7 protein-coding genes are annotated in these 18,887 nt (G+C 64.4%); 4 read left to right on the plus strand and 3 right to left on the minus strand.

Annotated features, from left to right (window positions below; translation table 11 throughout):
• Window positions 1–69 precede the first annotated feature (69 nt).
• From ACNQR1_RS06380 to ACNQR1_RS06390, 3 genes are all read left to right on the plus strand, one after another.
• Window positions 70–12,135, plus strand: coding sequence for an amino acid adenylation domain-containing protein (locus tag ACNQR1_RS06380; protein WP_418050292.1), 12,066 nt, complete (start codon window positions 70–72; stop codon window positions 12,133–12,135).
• Between the two features lie 118 nt (window positions 12,136–12,253).
• Window positions 12,254–13,594 (plus strand): wax ester/triacylglycerol synthase domain-containing protein, encoded by a 1,341-nt coding sequence (locus ACNQR1_RS06385; RefSeq protein ID WP_418044837.1) that lies wholly within the window; start codon window positions 12,254–12,256, stop codon window positions 13,592–13,594.
• A 32-nt stretch (window positions 13,595–13,626) separates the two neighbouring features.
• Entirely contained in the window at window positions 13,627–14,301 is a 675-nt protein-coding gene (locus tag ACNQR1_RS06390; RefSeq protein ID WP_418044839.1) for a methyltransferase family protein, read from the plus strand.
• Between the two features lie 50 nt (window positions 14,302–14,351).
• Here ACNQR1_RS06390 and ACNQR1_RS06395 read toward each other — a convergent pair whose 3' ends face one another.
• From ACNQR1_RS06395 to ACNQR1_RS06405, 3 genes are all read right to left on the minus strand, one after another.
• Window positions 14,352–15,743, minus strand: coding sequence for a hypothetical protein (locus ACNQR1_RS06395; RefSeq protein ID WP_418044841.1), 1,392 nt, complete (start codon window positions 15,741–15,743; stop codon window positions 14,352–14,354).
• A 25-nt stretch (window positions 15,744–15,768) separates the two neighbouring features.
• Entirely contained in the window at window positions 15,769–17,721 is a 1,953-nt protein-coding gene (gene htpG, locus ACNQR1_RS06400; protein WP_418044843.1) for a molecular chaperone HtpG, read from the minus strand.
• A 106-nt stretch (window positions 17,722–17,827) separates the two neighbouring features.
• Entirely contained in the window at window positions 17,828–17,989 is a 162-nt protein-coding gene (locus ACNQR1_RS06405; RefSeq protein WP_418044845.1) for a hypothetical protein, read from the minus strand.
• A gap of 618 nt (window positions 17,990–18,607) precedes the next feature.
• Here ACNQR1_RS06405 and ACNQR1_RS06410 point away from each other — a divergent pair.
• Entirely contained in the window at window positions 18,608–18,838 is a 231-nt protein-coding gene (locus ACNQR1_RS06410; protein WP_418044847.1) for an MbtH family protein, read from the plus strand.
• Window positions 18,839–18,887 lie beyond the last annotated feature (49 nt).

Consider the following 18,887-nt stretch of genomic DNA (forward strand, 5'->3'; position numbering starts at 1 on the left):
CCGGATTTGTTCGCGGTGCAGGTGGCGCGTACGCCAGAGGCGACAGCGGTGACATTCGACGGTCGCTCGATGTCGTATGCGGAGCTGGACGAGGCTTCGAATCGTCTGGCGCACGAGTTGATCAGTCAGGGTGTGGGGCCGGGCAGTCGGGTGGCATTGCTGTTCCCCCGCTCTGTCGAGGCGATCGTCTGCATCGTCGCGGTGCTGAAGTCGGGTGCGGCTTACCTGCCGATCGATCCGATGCACCCTGAGGCTCGGGTCCAGTTCATGCTCGAGGACGCGGAACCGGCAGTGGCAGTCACGACCACGGAGTTGCTGGGCCGATTCGCAGGGTGCGATCTGAAAGTCATCGATTTCAACCAGCTCGGTCAGAACGACGGGCAGAGAAAGGATTTGCCGACGCCGACAGCTGACGACGTCGCATATTTGATTTACACGTCGGGGACGACGGGTCGCCCGAAGGGTGTGGCGATCACCCATGCCAATGTGGTGCGGCTGCTGGACACGCTGGATGCGGAGTTGGGTCTGGCGGGTCAGGTGTGGACACAGTGTCATTCGTTGGCGTTCGACTATTCGGTGTGGGAGATCTGGGGCGCTCTGCTGTTCGGTGGCCGGCTGGTCGTGGTGCCGGAGTCGGTGACGCAGGCGCCAGAAGATCTGTATGCCCTGCTGGCTGCCGAGCAGGTCACCATGTTCAGCCAGACGCCGTCGGCGTTCTATGCGTTGCAGGCTGTGGACGCGTTGCAGTCCGGGCCGGATGGTCAGTTGAAGCTGGAGTCGGTGATCTTCGGCGGGGAAGCGCTTGAGCCGCAGCGACTTCGGGGGTGGTTGCATCGCCATCCTGGTTCGCCGCGGTTGATCAACATGTACGGCATCACCGAGACGACGGTGCACGCGTCGTTTCGCGAGATCGTGGTCGGTGACGCCGAGGGCAGTGTCAGCCCGATCGGTGTGCCGTTGTCGCACCTCGGGTTCTTTGTGCTGGATCCGTCGCTGCAGCCGGTCCCGGTCGGTGTGGTGGGTGAGTTGTATGTGGTCGGTGCCGGGCTGGGGTGTGGTTATTGGCGTCGTGGTGGGTTGAGCGCGACGAGGTTTGTGGCGTGCCCGTTCGGTGGGGGCGGGGCGCGGATGTATCGGACCGGCGATTTGGCCTCGTGGGGTCCTGACGGTCAGTTGCGGTATGGCGGGCGTGCTGATGAGCAGGTCAAGATTCGTGGCTATCGGATCGAGTTGGGGGAGATCCAAACCGCTTTGGCGGAGGTCGACGGAGTAGGCCAGGCGGCGGTGATCGCCCGGGAAGATCGCCCCGGCGACAAACGCCTGGTCGGCTACATCACCGGCAGTGCTGACCCGGTCGCGGTTCGTGGCGCATTGTCGGAGCGGTTGCCCGGCTACATGGTGCCCACCGCGGTTGTGGTGCTCGATGCGTTGCCGTTGACTGTCAACGGCAAGCTCGACCGCCGAGCGTTGCCGGCCCCCGAGTACATCGACGTCGATCGGTACCGGGCCCCGAGTACACCTGCCGAGGAGATCCTCGTCGGGATCTATTCGCAGGTGCTCGGTCTGGAACGAGTCGGTGTTGATGACTCTTTCTTCGACCTCGGTGGGGATTCGCTGTCGGCGGCGCGGTTGATCAACGCGATCAATGCCGGTCTGAGCGCTGACCTACCGGTACGGGCAGTGTTCGAGACCTCCACTGTGGCCGAGCTTGCGGCGCGTGTCGGTGAGAGTTCGGGTGGACGTGAACCGTTGGTCGCCCAACAACGCCCGGCGGTCATCCCGTTGTCGTACGCCCAGCAGCGACTGTGGTTCCTCGATCAATTGGAGGGACCGTCACCGATCTACAACATGGCGGTGGCATTACAGATCACCGGGCAGCTGAATACGGACGCGCTCGGTGCGGCGCTGGCCGATGTGGTGGAGCGCCACGAATCTCTGCGCACGGTGTTCCGGTCGACCGAGGGCGTCCCGGAGCAGGTGGTGATACCTGCCGAGGAAGCCGATTGCGGTTGGCGAGTGGTCGACGCCGGCGGATGGTCGATGACCGAAATGCGTGAAGCCATCGGAGGCATGGCCGGCCATGCCTTCGATCTGAGCAGCGAGATACCGTTGCGGGCAGCACTTTTACGGCTGAACGAGGATGAGCATGTCCTGGTGGCCGTGGTTCATCACATCGCTGCCGACGGCTGGTCGGTGGCACCGTTGATCGCCGATCTGCAATCGGCGTATGCCGGCCGGTCCGCGGGACGAGCGCCGGGGTGGACACCGTTGCCGGTGCAGTATGTGGATTACACTCTGTGGCAGCGCACGCATCTGGGCGACCTGGGAGACACCGAAAGCCGCATCTCGGAGCAGGTGGCGTATTGGGAGCAGGCGCTGGCCGGGTTGCCCGAACGCCTGGAACTTCCCACCGACCGCCCGTACCCGCCGGTGGCCGACCACCGCGGCGCCAGCATGCCGGTCTCATTGCCGGCCGAACTGCACAAGCGGATACGTGAAGTTGCGCGGGAACACAACGCCACGACGTACATGGTGGTCCAGGCCGCGCTGACGACGTTGTTGTCTAAGCTCAGTGCGACTTCTGATGTGGCCGTGGGGGTTCCGATCGCGGGCCGTGGCGATGCGGCGCTCGATCAGTTGGTGGGATTCTTCGTCAACACACTGGTGCTGCGAGTGGATCTGGCCGGCGACCCGACTGCTGTCGAGCTGCTGGCCCAGGTGCGCCGGCGCAGCCTGGCCACACTCGAGCACCAGGATGTACCGTTCGAGGTACTGGTGGACCGGCTCAAGCCGACCCGGTCGCTGGCCCATCACCCGCTGGTCCAGGTGGCGCTGGCCTGGCAGAACTTCACTGCCGACACCGCGACTGAATCGACTCTGGGTGGGGCACAGGTCAGTCCGCTGCCGGTGGACACGCACGTGGCGCGGATGGACCTCACGTTCGCACTGGCTGAACGGTGGGACGACGCAGGCAACCCCGCAGGGATCGGCGGCACGGTGGAGTTCCGGACCGACGTGTTCGACGCGGCCGGCATCCAGACCATGATCGACCGGCTGGTGCGCGTCGCCGAGGCGCTGATCGATGATCCGACCCGGCGGCTGTCGTCGGTCGATGTGCTCGATGTCGTCGAGCATGCCCGCCTCGACGATGTCGGTAACCGGGCCGTGTTGACCGAACCCCCGCTCCCTGTGCTGTCCATTCCGGGGTTGTTCGCCGCTCAGGTGGCTCGCGCGCCTGAGTCGGTGGCGGTGAGTTTCGATGGCCGGTCGATGACCTATCGGGAGCTGGACGAAGCGTCGAATCGCCTGGCGCACTGGCTGGTCAGCTTCGGCGCAGGCCCGGGTAAATGTGTGGCGGTGCTGGTGCCTCGGTCGGTCGAGGCGATCGTCGCGATTCTGGGAGCGTTGAAGTCGGGGGCGGCATATGTGCCGGTTGATCCGATGCATCCTGATGCACGGATCCAGTTCATGCTCGGCGATGCGGCTCCGATTGTCGCGGTGACCACCGCCGGATTGCGGACGCGGCTGGAAAGTCTCGACCTGACCGTCGTCGACGTTGCCGATGCCGCGATCGACGCACAACCGAGTACCGCACTGCGGGGGCCGGTTTCAGACGATGTCGCGTACTTGATCTACACCTCAGGGACGACGGGTGTTCCCAAGGGCGTGGCGATCAGCCATCGGAACGTGGCTCGGTTGTTGGGGACCCTGGATGCCGAGTTGGGTCTGGCGGGTCAGGTGTGGACCCAATGTCATTCCTTGGCATTCGACTATTCGGTGTGGGAGATCTGGGGGGCGCTGCTGTTCGGCGGCCGGCTCGTGGTGGTGTCGGAATCGGTGACACGATCTCCGGAGGACTTGCTGAGCTTGCTGGTTGCCGAGCAGGTGACGGTCCTGAGTCAGACGCCGTCGGCTTTCTACGCCTTGCAGTCGGTTGACGCGTTGCAGCCTGAACTGGGCCGTCAGCTGAAGTTGGAGACGGTGATCTTCGGTGGGGAAGCGCTTGAACCGCAGCGCCTTCGGCCATGGTTCGAGGGGCATTCAGGTTCCACTCGGCTGATCAACATGTACGGAATCACCGAGACGACGGTGCACGCCTCGTTCCGGGAGATCGTGGCCAGTGACGTCGAGGGCAGCTCGAGCCCGATCGGTGTGCCGTTGGCCCACCTCGGGTTCTTCGTGCTGGATTCGTCACTGCAGCCGGCGCCGGTTGGTGTGGTGGGCGAGTTGTACGTGGTCGGCGCCGGGTTGGGATTCGGTTACTGGCGTCGCGGTGGATTGAGTGCGACGAGGTTCATGGCGTGCCCGTTCGGTGGGGCAGGGGCCCGGATGTACCGGACCGGGGATCTCGCGTCGTGGGGTCCCGACGGCCAGTTGCGCTATCTGGGGCGTGCCGATGAGCAGGTCAAGATTCGCGGATACCGCATCGAACTGGGCGAAATCCAGTCAGCTCTGGAAGATCTGGACGGGGTGCGACAGGCCGAGGTCATAGCGCGAGAAGACCGCCCCGGCGACAAGCGCCTGGTCGGTTACATCACGGGCAGCGCGGACCCGGTCACGGTTCGTGCGGCATTGTCCGACCGGTTGCCCGGTTACATGGTCCCCGCGGCGGTGGTGGTGCTCGACGCATTGCCCTTGACGGTGAACGGCAAACTCGACAAACGCGCTCTGCCTGCCCCCGACTACGCCAACGGTCAGGAGTACCGCGCCCCGGCGACTCCCGTCGAGGAAATGCTGGCCGGCATCTATGCGCAGGTGCTCGGTCTGGAACGCGTCGGAGCGGATGATTCGTTCTTCGACCTGGGTGGCGACTCGCTTTCGGCGATGCGGTTGATCAACTCGGTCAACGCAAGTCTGGATACCGATCTCGCAGTGCGGGCGGTGTTCGAGGCGCCCACGGTGGCAGAACTTGCGACACGTGCTGGTGAGAGTTCCGGTCGGCGTGAACCGCTGGTGGCACAACAACGCCCGGAGGCCCTCCCGCTCTCATATGCCCAGCAGCGACTGTGGTTCCTCGACCAGCTCGAGGGACCGTCACCGATCTACAACATGCCGACCGCGTACCGGATCACCGGGGGGCTGGATGTCGACGCCCTCGGCCAGGCACTGGCAGACGTGGTGGAGCGCCACGAGTCTCTGCGCACGGTTTTCCCGGCCGTCGACGGTGTACCCCTGCAGGTCGTGGTGCCCGCGGGGCAGGCCGAACCGGGGTGGCAGGTCGTCGACGCGCAGGACTGGTCCGTGGACCGACTCCACGACGCGATTCGCGCGACCGTCGGATACAACTTCGACCTGTCCGCCGAGATCCCGTTGAGAGCGACCCTTTTCCGAATGGGCGAGGGTGACCATGTGCTGGTTGCGGTCGTCCATCACATTGCCGGGGATGGCTGGTCGATCGGTCCGCTCGTGCGTGACATCGGGATGGCCTACGCGAGCCGGTGCGCGGGACAGGTTCCCGACTGGGCGCCGCTGCCGGTGCAATACGCGGATTACACGCTGTGGCAGCGGTCGTATCTGGGTGAACCGACCGATCCCGACAGCCGGATCTCCGGTCAGTTGGCGTACTGGGAGCAGGCGCTGTCCGGGCTGCCCGAGCGACTGGAGCTGCCCACCGACCGGCCGTATCCGCCGGTGGCCGACTACCGCGGGGCCAGTCTCACGATGGAGTGGCCGGTCGAGCTGCAGCGGCAGATCGCGCGGGCAGCGAGTGAGCACAATGCGACCAGCTTCATGGTGGTTCAGGCCGCCCTGGCCGTGTTGTTGTCGACCCTCAGCGGGAATTCAGATGTCGCAGTGGGATTCCCGATCGCAGGGCGTAACGATCCCGCATTGGACGAGTTGGTCGGGGTTTTCATCAACACACTGGTGTTACGCGTCGAGCTCGACGGTGATCCGTCCGTAGCCGACCTGCTGGCCCAGGTGCGGAGACGCAGCCTGGCTGCCTACGAGCACCAGGATGTGCCCTTCGAGATGGTCGTCGACCGGCTCAACCCGGCCCGTAGTTTGACCCACCACCCGCTGGTCCAGGTGATGATGGCGTGGCAGAACCTGACCGCGCAGGACGATGACGAAACCGTGTCGACGAGTTTGGGCGGCATGCAAGCCACCCCGCTGGAAGCGGACACTCAGACCGCCCGCATGGATCTGATGATCTCGTTGGCAGAACGCTGGAGCGCCGGTGAGCCCGCCGGCATCACCGGAGCGGTGGAGTTCCGCACCGATGTGTTCGATGCCGCCACCATCCAGAGCTTCGTCGAGCGACTCACCCGCGCGGTCGAAGCGCTGACCGCCGATCCATCAGCGGCGTTGTCGTCCATAAACCTGCTCGAGCCAGGCGACCACGCCCGACTCGACGGATGGGGCAAACGGGCGGTGCTGTCCGAGTCGGTCGCCGCCGTGTCGATTCCTGCGGTGTTCACCGAACAGGTGGCGCGGGACCCCGCTGCGGTGGCGGTGGTGTGCGGCGAGAGTTCGTGGACCTACCGCGAGCTTGACGAGGCATCGAATCGCTTGGCGCACCTGCTTGTTGACCAGGGCGCCGGAGCAGGCGAATGTGTGGCGCTGCTGCTCAACCATTCGGCCGAGGCGATCGTCGCGATCCTGGCGGTGCTCAAGTCGGGAGCAGCGTACCTGCCCATCGACCCGATGGTGCCGGACGCGCGGGTCGAGTTCATGTTGGCCGACGCCGGCCCGGTAGCCGCGGTCACCACGTCCGAGTTGCGGGCACGGCTGGACGGGTGCGACCTGACCGTCATCGACATCGCCGACACGCGGGCCGAGACGTGGCCCAGCACCGCATTGCGAGGACCGGCCGCCGATGACCTCGCCTACCTGATCTACACCTCGGGAACCACCGGCGTTCCGAAGGGCGTGGCGATCACTCATCACAATGTGACGCAGTTCCTCGGCGCCGTGGACCCGGGCCTGGTGGGACCGGGAACCGTGTGGTCGCAGTGGCATTCGCTGGTGTTCGACGTCTCCGTGTGGGACATCTTCTGCGCCCTGCTGCACGGCGGCCGGTTGGTGGTGGTGCCGGAGGACGTGGCCCGTTCGCCGCAGGATTTGCATGACTTGTTGGTCAGCCAGAAGGTCAGCGTCTTGAGCCAGACACCGTCGGCGGCGGGGATGCTCTCACCGGACGGCTTGGAGTCCACCACATTGGTCGTGGCCGGGGAAGCCTGTCCGACCGAGCTGGTGCAACGTTGGGCGCCGGGACGGGTGCTGATCAACGCGTATGGGCCGACCGAGGCCACGGTGTACGCCGCGATCAGTGCGCCCTTGAAAGCCGAAGCGGCGGTGCCGAACATCGTTCCGATCGGATCGCCTGCCCCCGGGGCCGCGTTGTTCGTGCTCGATCGGTGGCTGCGGGAGGTGCCTCCGGGGGTTGTGGGGGAGTTGTATGTGGCCGGCCGCGGCGTCGGGGTGGGATATGTCGGCCGGGCAGGGTTGACCGCATCTCGTTTCGTCAGTTGCCCGTTCGGTGGCGCGGGGGCGCGGATGTACCGGACCGGCGACCTGGTGCGCTGGGGCAGTGATGGGCAGATGCAGTATCTCGGCCGCGCCGACGAGCAGGTCAAGATTCGCGGCTACCGGATCGAACTCGGCGAAATCCAGGTCGCACTGGCCGATCTGGCCGGTGTGGAACAGGCTGTCGTCGTCGCCCGCGAGGACCACCCGGGCGAGAAGCGACTCGTCGGCTACGTGACTGAGACTGCGCCGGGCCTGGTCGACTCCGGTAAGGCCCGAGCCCACCTGGCTGAGCACCTTCCGACTTACATGGTGCCCGCTGCCGTGGTGGTCGTCGACGCAATACCGCTGACCGTCAACGGCAAGTTGGACCGACGCGCGCTGCCGGCACCGGAATACGTCGATGCCGAAAGCTATCGTGCCCCGACCACCCCGACCGAGGAGATCCTGGCCGGCATCTTCGCTCAGGTACTGGGCTTGGACCGGGTCGGAGTCGACGACTCGTTCTTCGATCTGGGTGGCGATTCCCTGTCGGCCATACGGCTGATCAATGCCGTCAACACCGCATTCGACACAGATCAGGCCGTCCGCGCGGTATTCGACGCGCCGACTGTGGCGCAGCTCGAACCGCGAATGGCAATGGGGTCGGGCGGGCGGATCCCGTTGGCGCCCATGCCTCGGCCTGCGGCGGTGCCGTTGTCGTATGCCCAGCAGCGGCTGTGGTTCCTGGACCAATTGCACGGTCCGTCCCCGATTTACAACATGCCGATGATGTACCGGGTCACCGGATTGGACGTCGATGCGCTCCGCCTGGCCTTGGCCGATGTAGCTGCCCGGCACGAGAGTCTGCGCACGGTCTTTCCCGAGGTCGACGGTGTCCCCCGGCAGCTGGTCATTCCTGCCGACCAGGCTGATTTCGGGTGGCAGGAGGTGGACGCCGCGGGTTGGACAGCGGAGCGGTTGGCAAGCGCCATCGACGCAGCCGTACGGCACCCCTTCGACCTGAACAGCGAGATCCCGATCTGGGCACGGCTTTTCCGCGTTTCTGAGAATGAACATGTGCTGGTCGCGGTCGTGCATCACATCGCAGGGGACGCGTGGTCGTTCGCTCCACTGGCCCGTGACGTGGCCGTGGCCTACGGGTCCCGCTGCGACGGTCGGGCGCCGGAGTGGTCTCCCCTGCCGGTGCAGTACGCGGATTACACATTGTGGCAGCGGGACCAGCTCGGCGAGTTGTCCGACCCCGAGAGCCGCATCGCCGGGCAGCTGGCCTACTGGCAGGACGCGTTGGCGGGCCTACCTGATCGTCTCGAGTTGCCGACCGATCGCCCGTACCCGGCGGTTGCCGATCACCACGGAGCTGTCGTCGAGGTGGCTTGGCCGGCGGAGCTGCAGCGGCGGGTGGCGGCGGTGGCGCGGGAGAACAATGCGACCGGTTTCATGGTGGTACAGGCTGCGTTGGCTGTGTTGCTGTCGACCTTGAGCGCCAGCTCTGATGTGGCGGTGGGTTTCCCGATTGCCGGACGTAATGATCCGGCATTGGATGAATTGGTCGGGTTCTTCGTGAACACCTTGGTGTTGCGAGTCGACCTGGCCGACGATCCCACTGTAGGCGAGCTGGTCGGGCAGGTGCGTCAGCGCAGTCTGGCAGCTTATGAGCATCAGGATGTGCCCTTCGAGGTGCTGGTGGACCGGCTCAACCCGACGCGCAGCCTGAGCCATCACCCGCTGATCCAGGTGATGCTGGCCTGGCAGAACCCCGCCGCTGCATCCAGTGTCGAGTCGACGCTGGGCGGTGTGCACGCCGCGCCACTGATGGCCGAGACCCACACCGCGCGTATGGATCTGGTTCTCGCCCTGGGAGAGAAGTTCGACACCGAAGGCGGGTTCGCCGGCATCGGTGGTTCGGTGGAGTTCCGGACTGACGTGTTCGATGCCGAGACCGTCTCGTCGATGGTCGAGCGCCTGGCACGGGTGCTGGCCGCGATGACCGAGGACCCGGCGCAGCGCTTGTCGTCGATCGACGTACTCGGCACCGCCGAGCATGCCCGTCTCGACGAGGTCGGAAACCGGGCCGCGCTCACCGCGCCGGCGAGGGCGGCGGGTTCGATTCCGGAGGTGTTCGCGGCTCAGGTGAGGCGGGTGCCTGATGCGGCGGCGGTGAGTTTCGACGGGCGTGCGTGGTCGTATCGGGAACTGGACGAGGCGTCGAATCGGTTGGCGCACTTGCTTGTCGGACTTGGTGCGGGCCCGGGTGAATGCGTGACGCTGCTGCTGAATCGTTCGGCCGAAGCGATTGTGGCGATCTTGGCGGTGTTGAAGTCGGGCGCGGCGTATCTGCCGATTGATCCGGCTCATCCGGACGCGCGGATCGCGGTGGTGGTTGGCGATGCCCGGCCGGTCGTCGCGGTCACCACCGGTGAGCTGGCCGATCGATTCGATGGCCTGGGTGTGGCCGTTGTCGATGTGGCCGATCCGAAGATCGATGTCCAGCCGAGCAGTGCGCTGCCGGCTCCGGGGCCGGACGACATCGCTTACCTCATCTACACGTCGGGTACGACGGGCGTGCCGAAGGGGGTGGCGGTTCCGCACAGCAATGTGACGGGGTTGCTGACGTCTTTGGATGTGGGGTTGCCGGCCGCCGGCGTGTGGTCGCAGTGGCATTCGTATGCGTTTGACGTGTCGGTGTGGGAGATCTTTGGTGCGTTGCTCAGTGGTGGGCGCCTGGTGGTGGTGCCGGATGCGGTGGCGGGTTCGCCGGATGCGTTGCACGCGTTGCTGATTGCCGAGCGGGTCACTGTTCTGAATCAGACTCCGTCGGCCGCGTCGGCGCTGTCGTCGGAAGGCCTGGAGTCGGTGGCGTTGGTGGTGGCCGGTGAGGCCTGTCCGTCGGAGTTGGTGGATCGGTGGGCACCGGATCGATTGATGGTCAACGGTTACGGGCCGACCGAGACGTGGTACACGTCGTTCAGTGCGCCCTTGAAGAAGTCTGAGGCGGCTGGACCGAGCGCTGTCCCGATCGGTGTGCCGGTGCCGGGGGCGGCGTTCTTTGTCCTGGATCGGTGGTTGCGTCCGGTGCCTGCCGGGGTGGTCGGTGAGTTGTATGTGGCCGGGTCAGGCCTTGCGAGCGGGTATCTGGGTCGGGGTGGGCTGACCGGCTCCCGGTTCGTGGCGTGTCCGTTTGCCGCGGGACAGCGGATGTATCGGACCGGGGATCTGGTGTCCTGGGCAGCTGACGGGCAGTTGCATTATCTGGGTCGGGCTGATGAGCAGGTCAAGATTCGCGGGTATCGCATCGAGTTGGGTGAGGTTCAGGCGGTGCTGGCTGAGGTGGAGGGTGTCGATCAGGCGGCGGTCATCGCCCGCGAGGATCGCCCCGGCGACAAACGCCTCGTCGGTTACGTCACGGGCACCGCGGAACCGGCAGATGTCCGCGCTTCCCTGGCGGAGCGGTTGCCCAGCTATATGGTGCCCGCCGCCGTCGTCGCCCTCGATGCCTTGCCGTTGACGGTCAACGGGAAGCTGGATCGTCGCGCGTTGCCGGCCCCGGACTACGTCGATGGCCGGCGGTATCGTGCTCCCTCCACGCTGACCGAGGAGATCTTGGCCGGTATCTATGCCGAGGTTTTGGGTGTGGAGCGGGTCGGGGTCGATGATCCGTTCTTCGATCTGGGCGGGGATTCCCTGTCGGCGATGCGGGTGATCGCCGCGGCGAATGCCAGTTTGGGCGCTGAGTTGGCGGTGCGGGTGATGTTCGATACGCCGACGGTGCGTGGTTTGGCCCAGCAGGTGGGCCGGGCCGAGAGCTCGCGGGAAGTCGTTCCGGTCGAGGTGCTCAAACCGGGTAGCGGTGTGCCGTTGTGTTGTGTTCATGACGGTTTCGGGTTGAGTTGGTCGTATCGGGCGTTGGGCCGGTATGTGGAGGGTCCGATCGTCGGGATCAACCGAGCGTCAGCCGATGGCGAGCCCGAGCCCGAGTCGATTCGGAGCATGGCGGTCAGCTACGCCGATCGGCTCCAGGAGCTGTATCCGGTTGGGCCGTATCGGATTCTGGGCTGGTCGTTTGGTGGTGTGGTGGCTCATGCGTTGGCTGTCGAGCTCCAGCGGCGTGGTTGTGAGGTTCAGCGTCTGGTGCTGCTCGATGGCTTGCTGAACCCGAACAGGTTCCGGAAAAGCATCACCAGGAAGATTGCGAAGAACGAGGCGGTTGCCGAGGGATGGGTTCTGGATTACATCCTTCGGACCAACAAGGTCCGGATTCCGTTGCATATCGGGCTGCTGTCGTATTCGCGGGTGGCCGACATCATCGACCGGCACGGGGCCAGTCCTCCGTCGCGTCAGTTGGTGAAGTTCATGGCGCGCAGTGTGAGTACGGGGCAGTTGTTCCTTCTCGATCATCAGCCGGAATTGTTCGATGGCGACGTCGTGATGTTCTCGGCTGCCCGTCCTCGATGCGAGGAGACCGGGAAGGATGGGCTCAGGTCGAGGTTGGCGCGGCTACGCAACCGCAAGGCTGCCGGAGCGATGCTGCGCAGTTGGCGCCCTTATGTTTCCGGGAAGATCACGGTGCTACCGGTGGGGTGCACCCACTTCGAGATGTTCACCCCCGAAGCACTGGGTGAATACGTCGAGAAGCTCAAGTCTGTCCTGGAAAGTGATTCGGAATAGTTCGTGACGATGCTCTGGCGCACAAGCGTCGAGCGGCTGACGTGGGGACGGTGATCGCCAGATGCGGACCACTTACAAACACGAGACGGGCGAATTCGACGCGGATACCGTTCCAAAAATGAGCAACGTCCTCGATGTGCTCGACCAGCGTACGTTCGATCTCGGGCTGGCGATAGGAGTGAACAGCCTGCTGCAGAGCGCCTGGATCTATGACCGCCCGATCGACATCGACGGCGTTCGGCAGTTCCACGACCATCTTCGGCGGGGACGACTGTCCCGTGGCATCGAGCGTTCACCACTGTCGTTCGGCCGCCACCGCTGGGTGGCGACGGACAATTCGACCGACCTCGAGGTCGTCGAAACGCCGAGGCCGCGTGAAGAATTCGACGACTGGCTCGACGAGCAGATCAATACCCCGCTTGATTGCGAGCACGGACCCGGCTGGCACCTTGCAGTGCTCCCGTTCACCGACGGCGGCTCAGGCGTGAGCCTGGTCGTCTCGCATTGCCTCATCGACGGGGTCGGTCTGTGTGAGGCACTTGCTGATGCCGCACTCGGCCGTGACGATCCGATCAGCTGGCCTGCTGCCGCGTCGCGCGGTCATTGGAAAGCCCTGAGGCAGGACGCCTGGCAAACCGTGCGCGACATCCCCGCCATGGCGCGGGGCGTTGTCGCCGCGATCCGGCTGGCCCGGCGCAGCCGGGAGGGGGCCGAAGCTGCGGACCCGGCCACTCCGCCGACCACCACATCACCTGCGCCGGCCGTCGTTTCAGACGAATCGATCCCGGTTCCGATGGCAACGATCCTCATCGATGCCGACGAATGGGATTCTCGCGCAGAGGCACTCGGTGGGACCAGCAACGCTCTTCTTGTGGGTTTGGCGGCTCGGCTCGCCCATCGCGCAGGACGGGTCGGCGCAGACGGATCGGTGATCGTCATGATGCCGGTCAATCAGCGTGCCGACGGAGATACCCGTGCCAACGCGAGAAGCAGTGTCGCCGTCACGGTCGACCCCGCACTGGCGACCACGGACCTGCGTGAGATCCGGGCTGCGGTCAAACAAGCACTGATCCGTCACGGCGAAGCGCCCGACGAGGAACAAGCGGTGAATGCCATCATTCCCGTCTTGCCGAAGCGGTTCCTCGGGGCTACTTCCCGTGTCAGTTCACTCAACCAGGTCGGTTCGTCCAACCTCGGTGTGGTCAACCCGGCCGCCAGTCGTGCGGATGGTACGGACGCCGACCATTTCGCCGTGAAAGTTCTCCCGTACCTGGGGCTGACGGAGGCGATGCTGCACCGGTTCGGCGGGACCCAGTCATTTCTCTCCGGGCGGGCGAACGGACGGGTATTCGTCTCGGCCTTCTCGTATCTACCCGGTCGAGTCAACACGAATGAGCGGTTGAGGCAAGACCTTTCACATGCATTGAACGATTTCTCGCTGACCGGCGCGCATCTTTGAGCGTCCCAGAATCGCACAAGTAGGAGGATGACATGGGCACCAATCTCCGGGTGGCTATCCAATCAGTTCTCGGCCTCGTGGCGCTGGGCGCGCTGCTGTTCGTGCCGGCGGGGACGTTCAACTACTGGCAGGCATGGGTTTTCCTGGCCGTTTACTCGGTCATGGCAATTCTGTCCACCGTCTACTTGTTGAGAAAGGACAAGGCGGTTGTCGAGCGGCGCATGCGCGTCGGACAGAAGGCCGAGTCGAGACCGGTGCAGAAGGCGGTACTCGTCGTCATCACGGTGCTGTCCATTGGGCTGCCGGTGTTCTGTGGTCTCGATCATCGTTTCGGATGGTCCCCCGTGCCCACAGCCGTGTCGTGGCTCGGTAACGCGATGTTCGCGATCGGTCTCGTGATCACCATATTCACGATCGTCCAGAACAGCTACGCGTCGGCCAACATCACCGTCGAGTCCGAGCAGACGCTCGTCTCCACCGGCCTCTACGGGCTTGTGCGGCATCCGATGTACATGGGGGCACTGCTCATGGTGGCGGGAATGCCTCTGGCACTTGGTTCATGGTGGGGGCTGGCCGTTCTCATTCCCGTCCTGACCCTGTACACCTTCCGAATCCACGACGAGGAGAAGCTGCTTCGACAGCAACTCGCCGGGTATGGGGAGTACACGCAGAAGGTGCATTACCGGCTCGTGCCACTCGTGTGGTGACTGCTGGGACCTCAGAGCCGTCGTCCAGGTCCTTCTGTTCCAGAGGTCGTTCAGAGGTGCGTGCCGCTGAGTGAGAACTCACCCAGGGTGGTTGAAAGTTCCTGTCGCAATTCATCGTTCGAGTTCACCCGGTCCGGCAGAGTAGAGACCAGCGAGACGAAGATCCGTCCGTCCAGTGCTCCCGACAGCATGGTCTGGACTCCGCCGTACCGGTGCAGCGTCGACGTGGCCACACCGAGGTGGTGGAGTCTCAAAGCGAAGGATTCGGCGTCCGTGCCGTCGGGACGGTTGGCGGCGGCGTCGATCACACCGACGTTCGATGCACCGACGAGATTGAACGGGTTGCCTCTCGTCGCGCCGCGGGCGGCCTTGAGAAGCCGCTGGGACAGGAGCGGAACCAGGGCATTCACCACCTGCTGGGGGTCGGGTTCCTCTGAATGGCGAATCAAGGCTTGTTTGACGGCCGATCGAATCCCACTCAGGTCGGTTGTTGCCGATGTCGGGTCGACTGTGGTGCGCACGCCGCCGAGCGCGTTGGCGCGGGTGTCGTCTGCGGCGCGCTGGTTGACCGGCAGCGTCACCACCACAGAACCGTCGGTCGCAACCCGTCCCGCGCGCTGGGCGAGGCGAGCTGCCAGTCCCACGAGCAGTGTGTTGCGGGTGCCGCCGAGCGCGCGTGCGCGGGCGTCCCACTCGTCGGCGTCGACGAAGATCGTTGCCGTTGGGAGAAGGTGGGATTCGTCGGCTTCATCGGATGGCGCGGGTGTTGCGGTAGTGGATGGCGGGGCGGCTTGGGCACTGTCGCCGCCACGTCCCAACCGCATCGAGGCGGTGACGGCACGGCCAATGGCCGGTATATCGCGCACCGTTTGGCCGATGTCTTCGCGGATGGCCTGCCACCGCCCGCGCGATGCGGCCGTCGGCCAGGCGATCGGGTCGTCGCGGCCGAGTGCCGCATCCGCCACAGCCTCCCACAGCCCGACGCCGTCGGTGAGACAGTGTGAGATGACCAAGCTCAGGCCCGTGCCGCCATCGGTGAAGGGGAGCGCCGCAAGGTGCCAGCCCGGTCCGTGCTCGCAATCGAGTGGGCTGTTGACCTGCTCGTCCAGCCAATCGTCGAATTCTTCACGCGGCCTCGCTGTCTCGATGAGCTCAAGGTCGGATGGGTTCTCGGGTGCTACCCAGCGATGGCGACCGAACGACAGCGGTGACCGCCCGATGCAGCGAGACAACCTTCCCCTCCGAAGATGGTCGTGGAATTGCCGCAGACCGTCGATGTCGATCGGGCGGTCATATACCCAAACACATTGCAGTAGGGTTTCTGAACCTGTCGCCTGCCCGAGATCGAACATGGTCTGATCGAGCACATCCAGTACATTGCCCATTTTTGTACGGTACGAGCCCGAAGGCGGTTTCACCCTGCAATTGCGACGAAACCGCACTCCGAATTGGCTGGAATGACGCGTCTTACACCGTGCGTGCCAAGCGGTCGGCGAGCAGTCCGGCGAACTTGGCAGGGTCGTCGGGCACTCCGCCCTCGGCAAGAAGGGCTGTGCCGTAGAGCAATTCGGCGGTCTCGGCGAGTCGATGCGAATGAGCGTCGTCTCCGCCCGTCTCGTACGCCTGACGCAAGCCGGTGACCAGCGGGTGGCTCGGGTTGAGTTCGAGGATCCGTTTCCCGGTCGGAACCACCTGTCCGGAGGCCCGGTAGATGCGCGCCAGCGTCGGCGTGATGCCGAACGTGGGGGTTATCAGACAGGCCGGGGAATCGGTCAACCTACTGGACAATCGCACTTCCGAGACCAGCTCGGTCAGCGTCTCCTTCAACCAGGCCAAGACGCCGGCGAACTCTTGCTGCTGCGCCTCGCGCTCGGCCTCATGCGCAGCCTTGTCCTCATCGGAGTCGAGGTCGACCTCACCTTTGGCGACCGACTGCAGCGGCTTGCCGTCGAACTCCGGCACCGAACCCACCCAGATCTCGTCGACGGGGTCGGTGAGCAGCAGGACCTCGTAGCCCTTGGCCTTGAATGCCTCCAGGTGCGGTGACTTCAGAAGTTGATCGGCTGACGGTCCCGTGGCGTAGAAGATCTGCTCCTGGCCATCCTTCATGCGCTCGACGTACTCGGGCAGCGTGGTGAGTCCCTCGGCGTCCCCTCCTTCGGAGACCGTGGAGAAGAAGGACGACATCCGAAGCAGCGTGTCCTGATTGTCAAAGTCGGATATCAGGCCCTCTTTGACGACAGCGCCGAATTGCTCCCAGAAGACGCGGTAGTCCTCGGGCTTGCCGGACTTCAGATCCGTGATCGTCGACAGGACCTTCTTGGTCAACCGGCGACGGATCGCCGTGACCTGCCGATCCTGCTGCAGGATCTCGCGGGAGACGTTGAGTGACATGCCCTGCGCATCCACCACGCCCTTGACGAAGCGCAGGTAACCGGGCATGAGTTCTTCGCAATCCCCCATGACGAAGACGCGCTTGATGTAGAGCTGGACCCCGGTCCTGGCGTCCCTGGTGAACATGTCGAACGGGGCGTGTGAGGGGATGAACAACAAGGCCTGGTACTCGAAGCTGCCCTCGCCCCTCATCGAGATGACCGCGAGCGGATCGTCCCATGCGTGGGCGATGTGCTTGTAGAACTCGTGGTACTCCTCTTCGGAGACCTCGTCTTTGGGCTTGGCCCACAACGCTTTCATCGAGTTGAGCGTCTGAGTTTCGATCGTGACGGTGTCCGGACCGTCTTCCGCAGAGGCCGGCACACGATGTTCGACCTGCATCCGGACGGGCCAGGCGATGAAGTCGGAGTACTTCTTGACGAGCTCTCTGATCTTGTGGTCAGCGGTGTAGTCGTGAAGCTGATCCTCGACATCTTCGGGTTTCAGGTGCAGCGTGACCGACGTGCCCTGCGGAGCGTCATCGACGGACTCGATGGTGTAGGTGCCGTCGCCGCTCGACACCCATCGGGTGGCTCCACTCTCGCCGGCCTTGCGGGTGAGCAGTTCAACCTGGTCGGCCACCATGAACGTGGAGTAGAAGCCGACGCCGAACTGCCCGATCAATTCCTCGGAGGCGGCCGCTTTCTTGGCTTCCTGCAATTGCTGGCGCAGCTCTGCGGTTCCGGACTTCGCGAGAGTGCCGATCAGCGCCACAACTTCGTCGCGCGTCATCCCGATGCCGTTGTCGCGGACGGTCAAGGTCCGTGGATCCCGCCCCACCTCGATGTCGATGTGGAGGTCGGAGATGTCGGCGGTCAGGTCCTTGTTCCGCAGTGTCTCCAGGCGGAGCTTGTCCAGAGCATCCGACGCGTTCGAGATCAGCTCGCGGAGAAAGGAGTCCTTGTTGGAGTAGACCGAGTGCACCAGCAACTCCAGGAGTTGCCGTGCCTCCGCCTGAAACTCCAACTGCTCGACGTGTGCAGACATACGATTCCATCCCCCACAGATCGACCTACGTTGGTTATCTCCGAGGACGATACCCAGCTGTCGCCGGCTCATTGGTCACCTATGCCGCGGGACATCGTCGAAAGCCTTACCGCGGCTCATCAGGCCACCGCCGGCGGTCGCCGCGTGGATTCGCCTCCACTTTCGCAGCATCGCGAATATCGATCTTGATCGAGACGTCGCTCGGCATATTCAAATATTCGCTACTTGTTGCAATCGCAAACTCAACACCACCGATCTGATCGGGCATTGTCGGGGGTCCGTGGCTAATTCGATCCCCGCCGGACGGCCCTGGGTGAAGGCGGCCGCGAACCTTACACCTGCTCTTTGCTGAACCTGTGAAGAACTGGATTGTTCTCCACTGGTCCCTGGCGCCGGTTGTGCGGACCACTCGTGTGACTTCGGTGCCGGTCCGGTCGGCCTTCGCTGGATTGAACTACATCGGCGTCATGCGCCCTTCGCTGCTCGTACGGCCCTGAAACCCACTTGTAGTGGGGAAATGGCCGTGCCAGCCAGGGTGGGGAGCATATGCTGCGGGTGTGGGCCGTGGGCGATGTCGTGACGCCCGCGCTGCGGATTCCAGTGAACTCCCGACGCTACCGCTCGAAAGTCACAAGATCACTCGCCGATTGTGCGGCAGATTTGCTCAAATGTGGCAGATGTGTCGATTGGGAAGTGGGATGACCGGGTTTTGGCAACGAACTCACCCAGATGACCGATTTCCTTCCCCTGCCAAAGGGGAATAGATATGCTGGCGCTCTGCAACAGGCGAATTCATTGCTGAAAGTGCCGAGGGCATACGCGGACGCGAGTGGATACCACTGCGCGTCCAGATTTGGATGGTCGATTTGGTGCCGGGAAGGACGAGATGAGCATCAATCCGTTCGACGATGACAATGGCTGCTTTCTCGTCTTGGTCAACGACGAGGAACAACACAGCTTGTGGCCGACCTTCGCAGACGTTCCTGCCGGCTGGACGGTGGCTTACGGCGAAGCGGCCCGCGCTGTCTGTCTGGATTACATCGACCAGTGCTGGCCGGATATCCGGCCGAAGAGCCTGCGGGACAGGGTGGCGCAGGCTCAGGGCTCCGATAGGTGACGGACCTGGGATGAATGTTGGAGTGGGACCGGCGATGACCCTGCCGGGA

Source organism: Mycobacterium sp. 48b (assembly GCF_048282725.1).
Taxonomy (GTDB): Bacteria; Actinomycetota; Actinomycetes; order Mycobacteriales; family Mycobacteriaceae; genus Mycobacterium.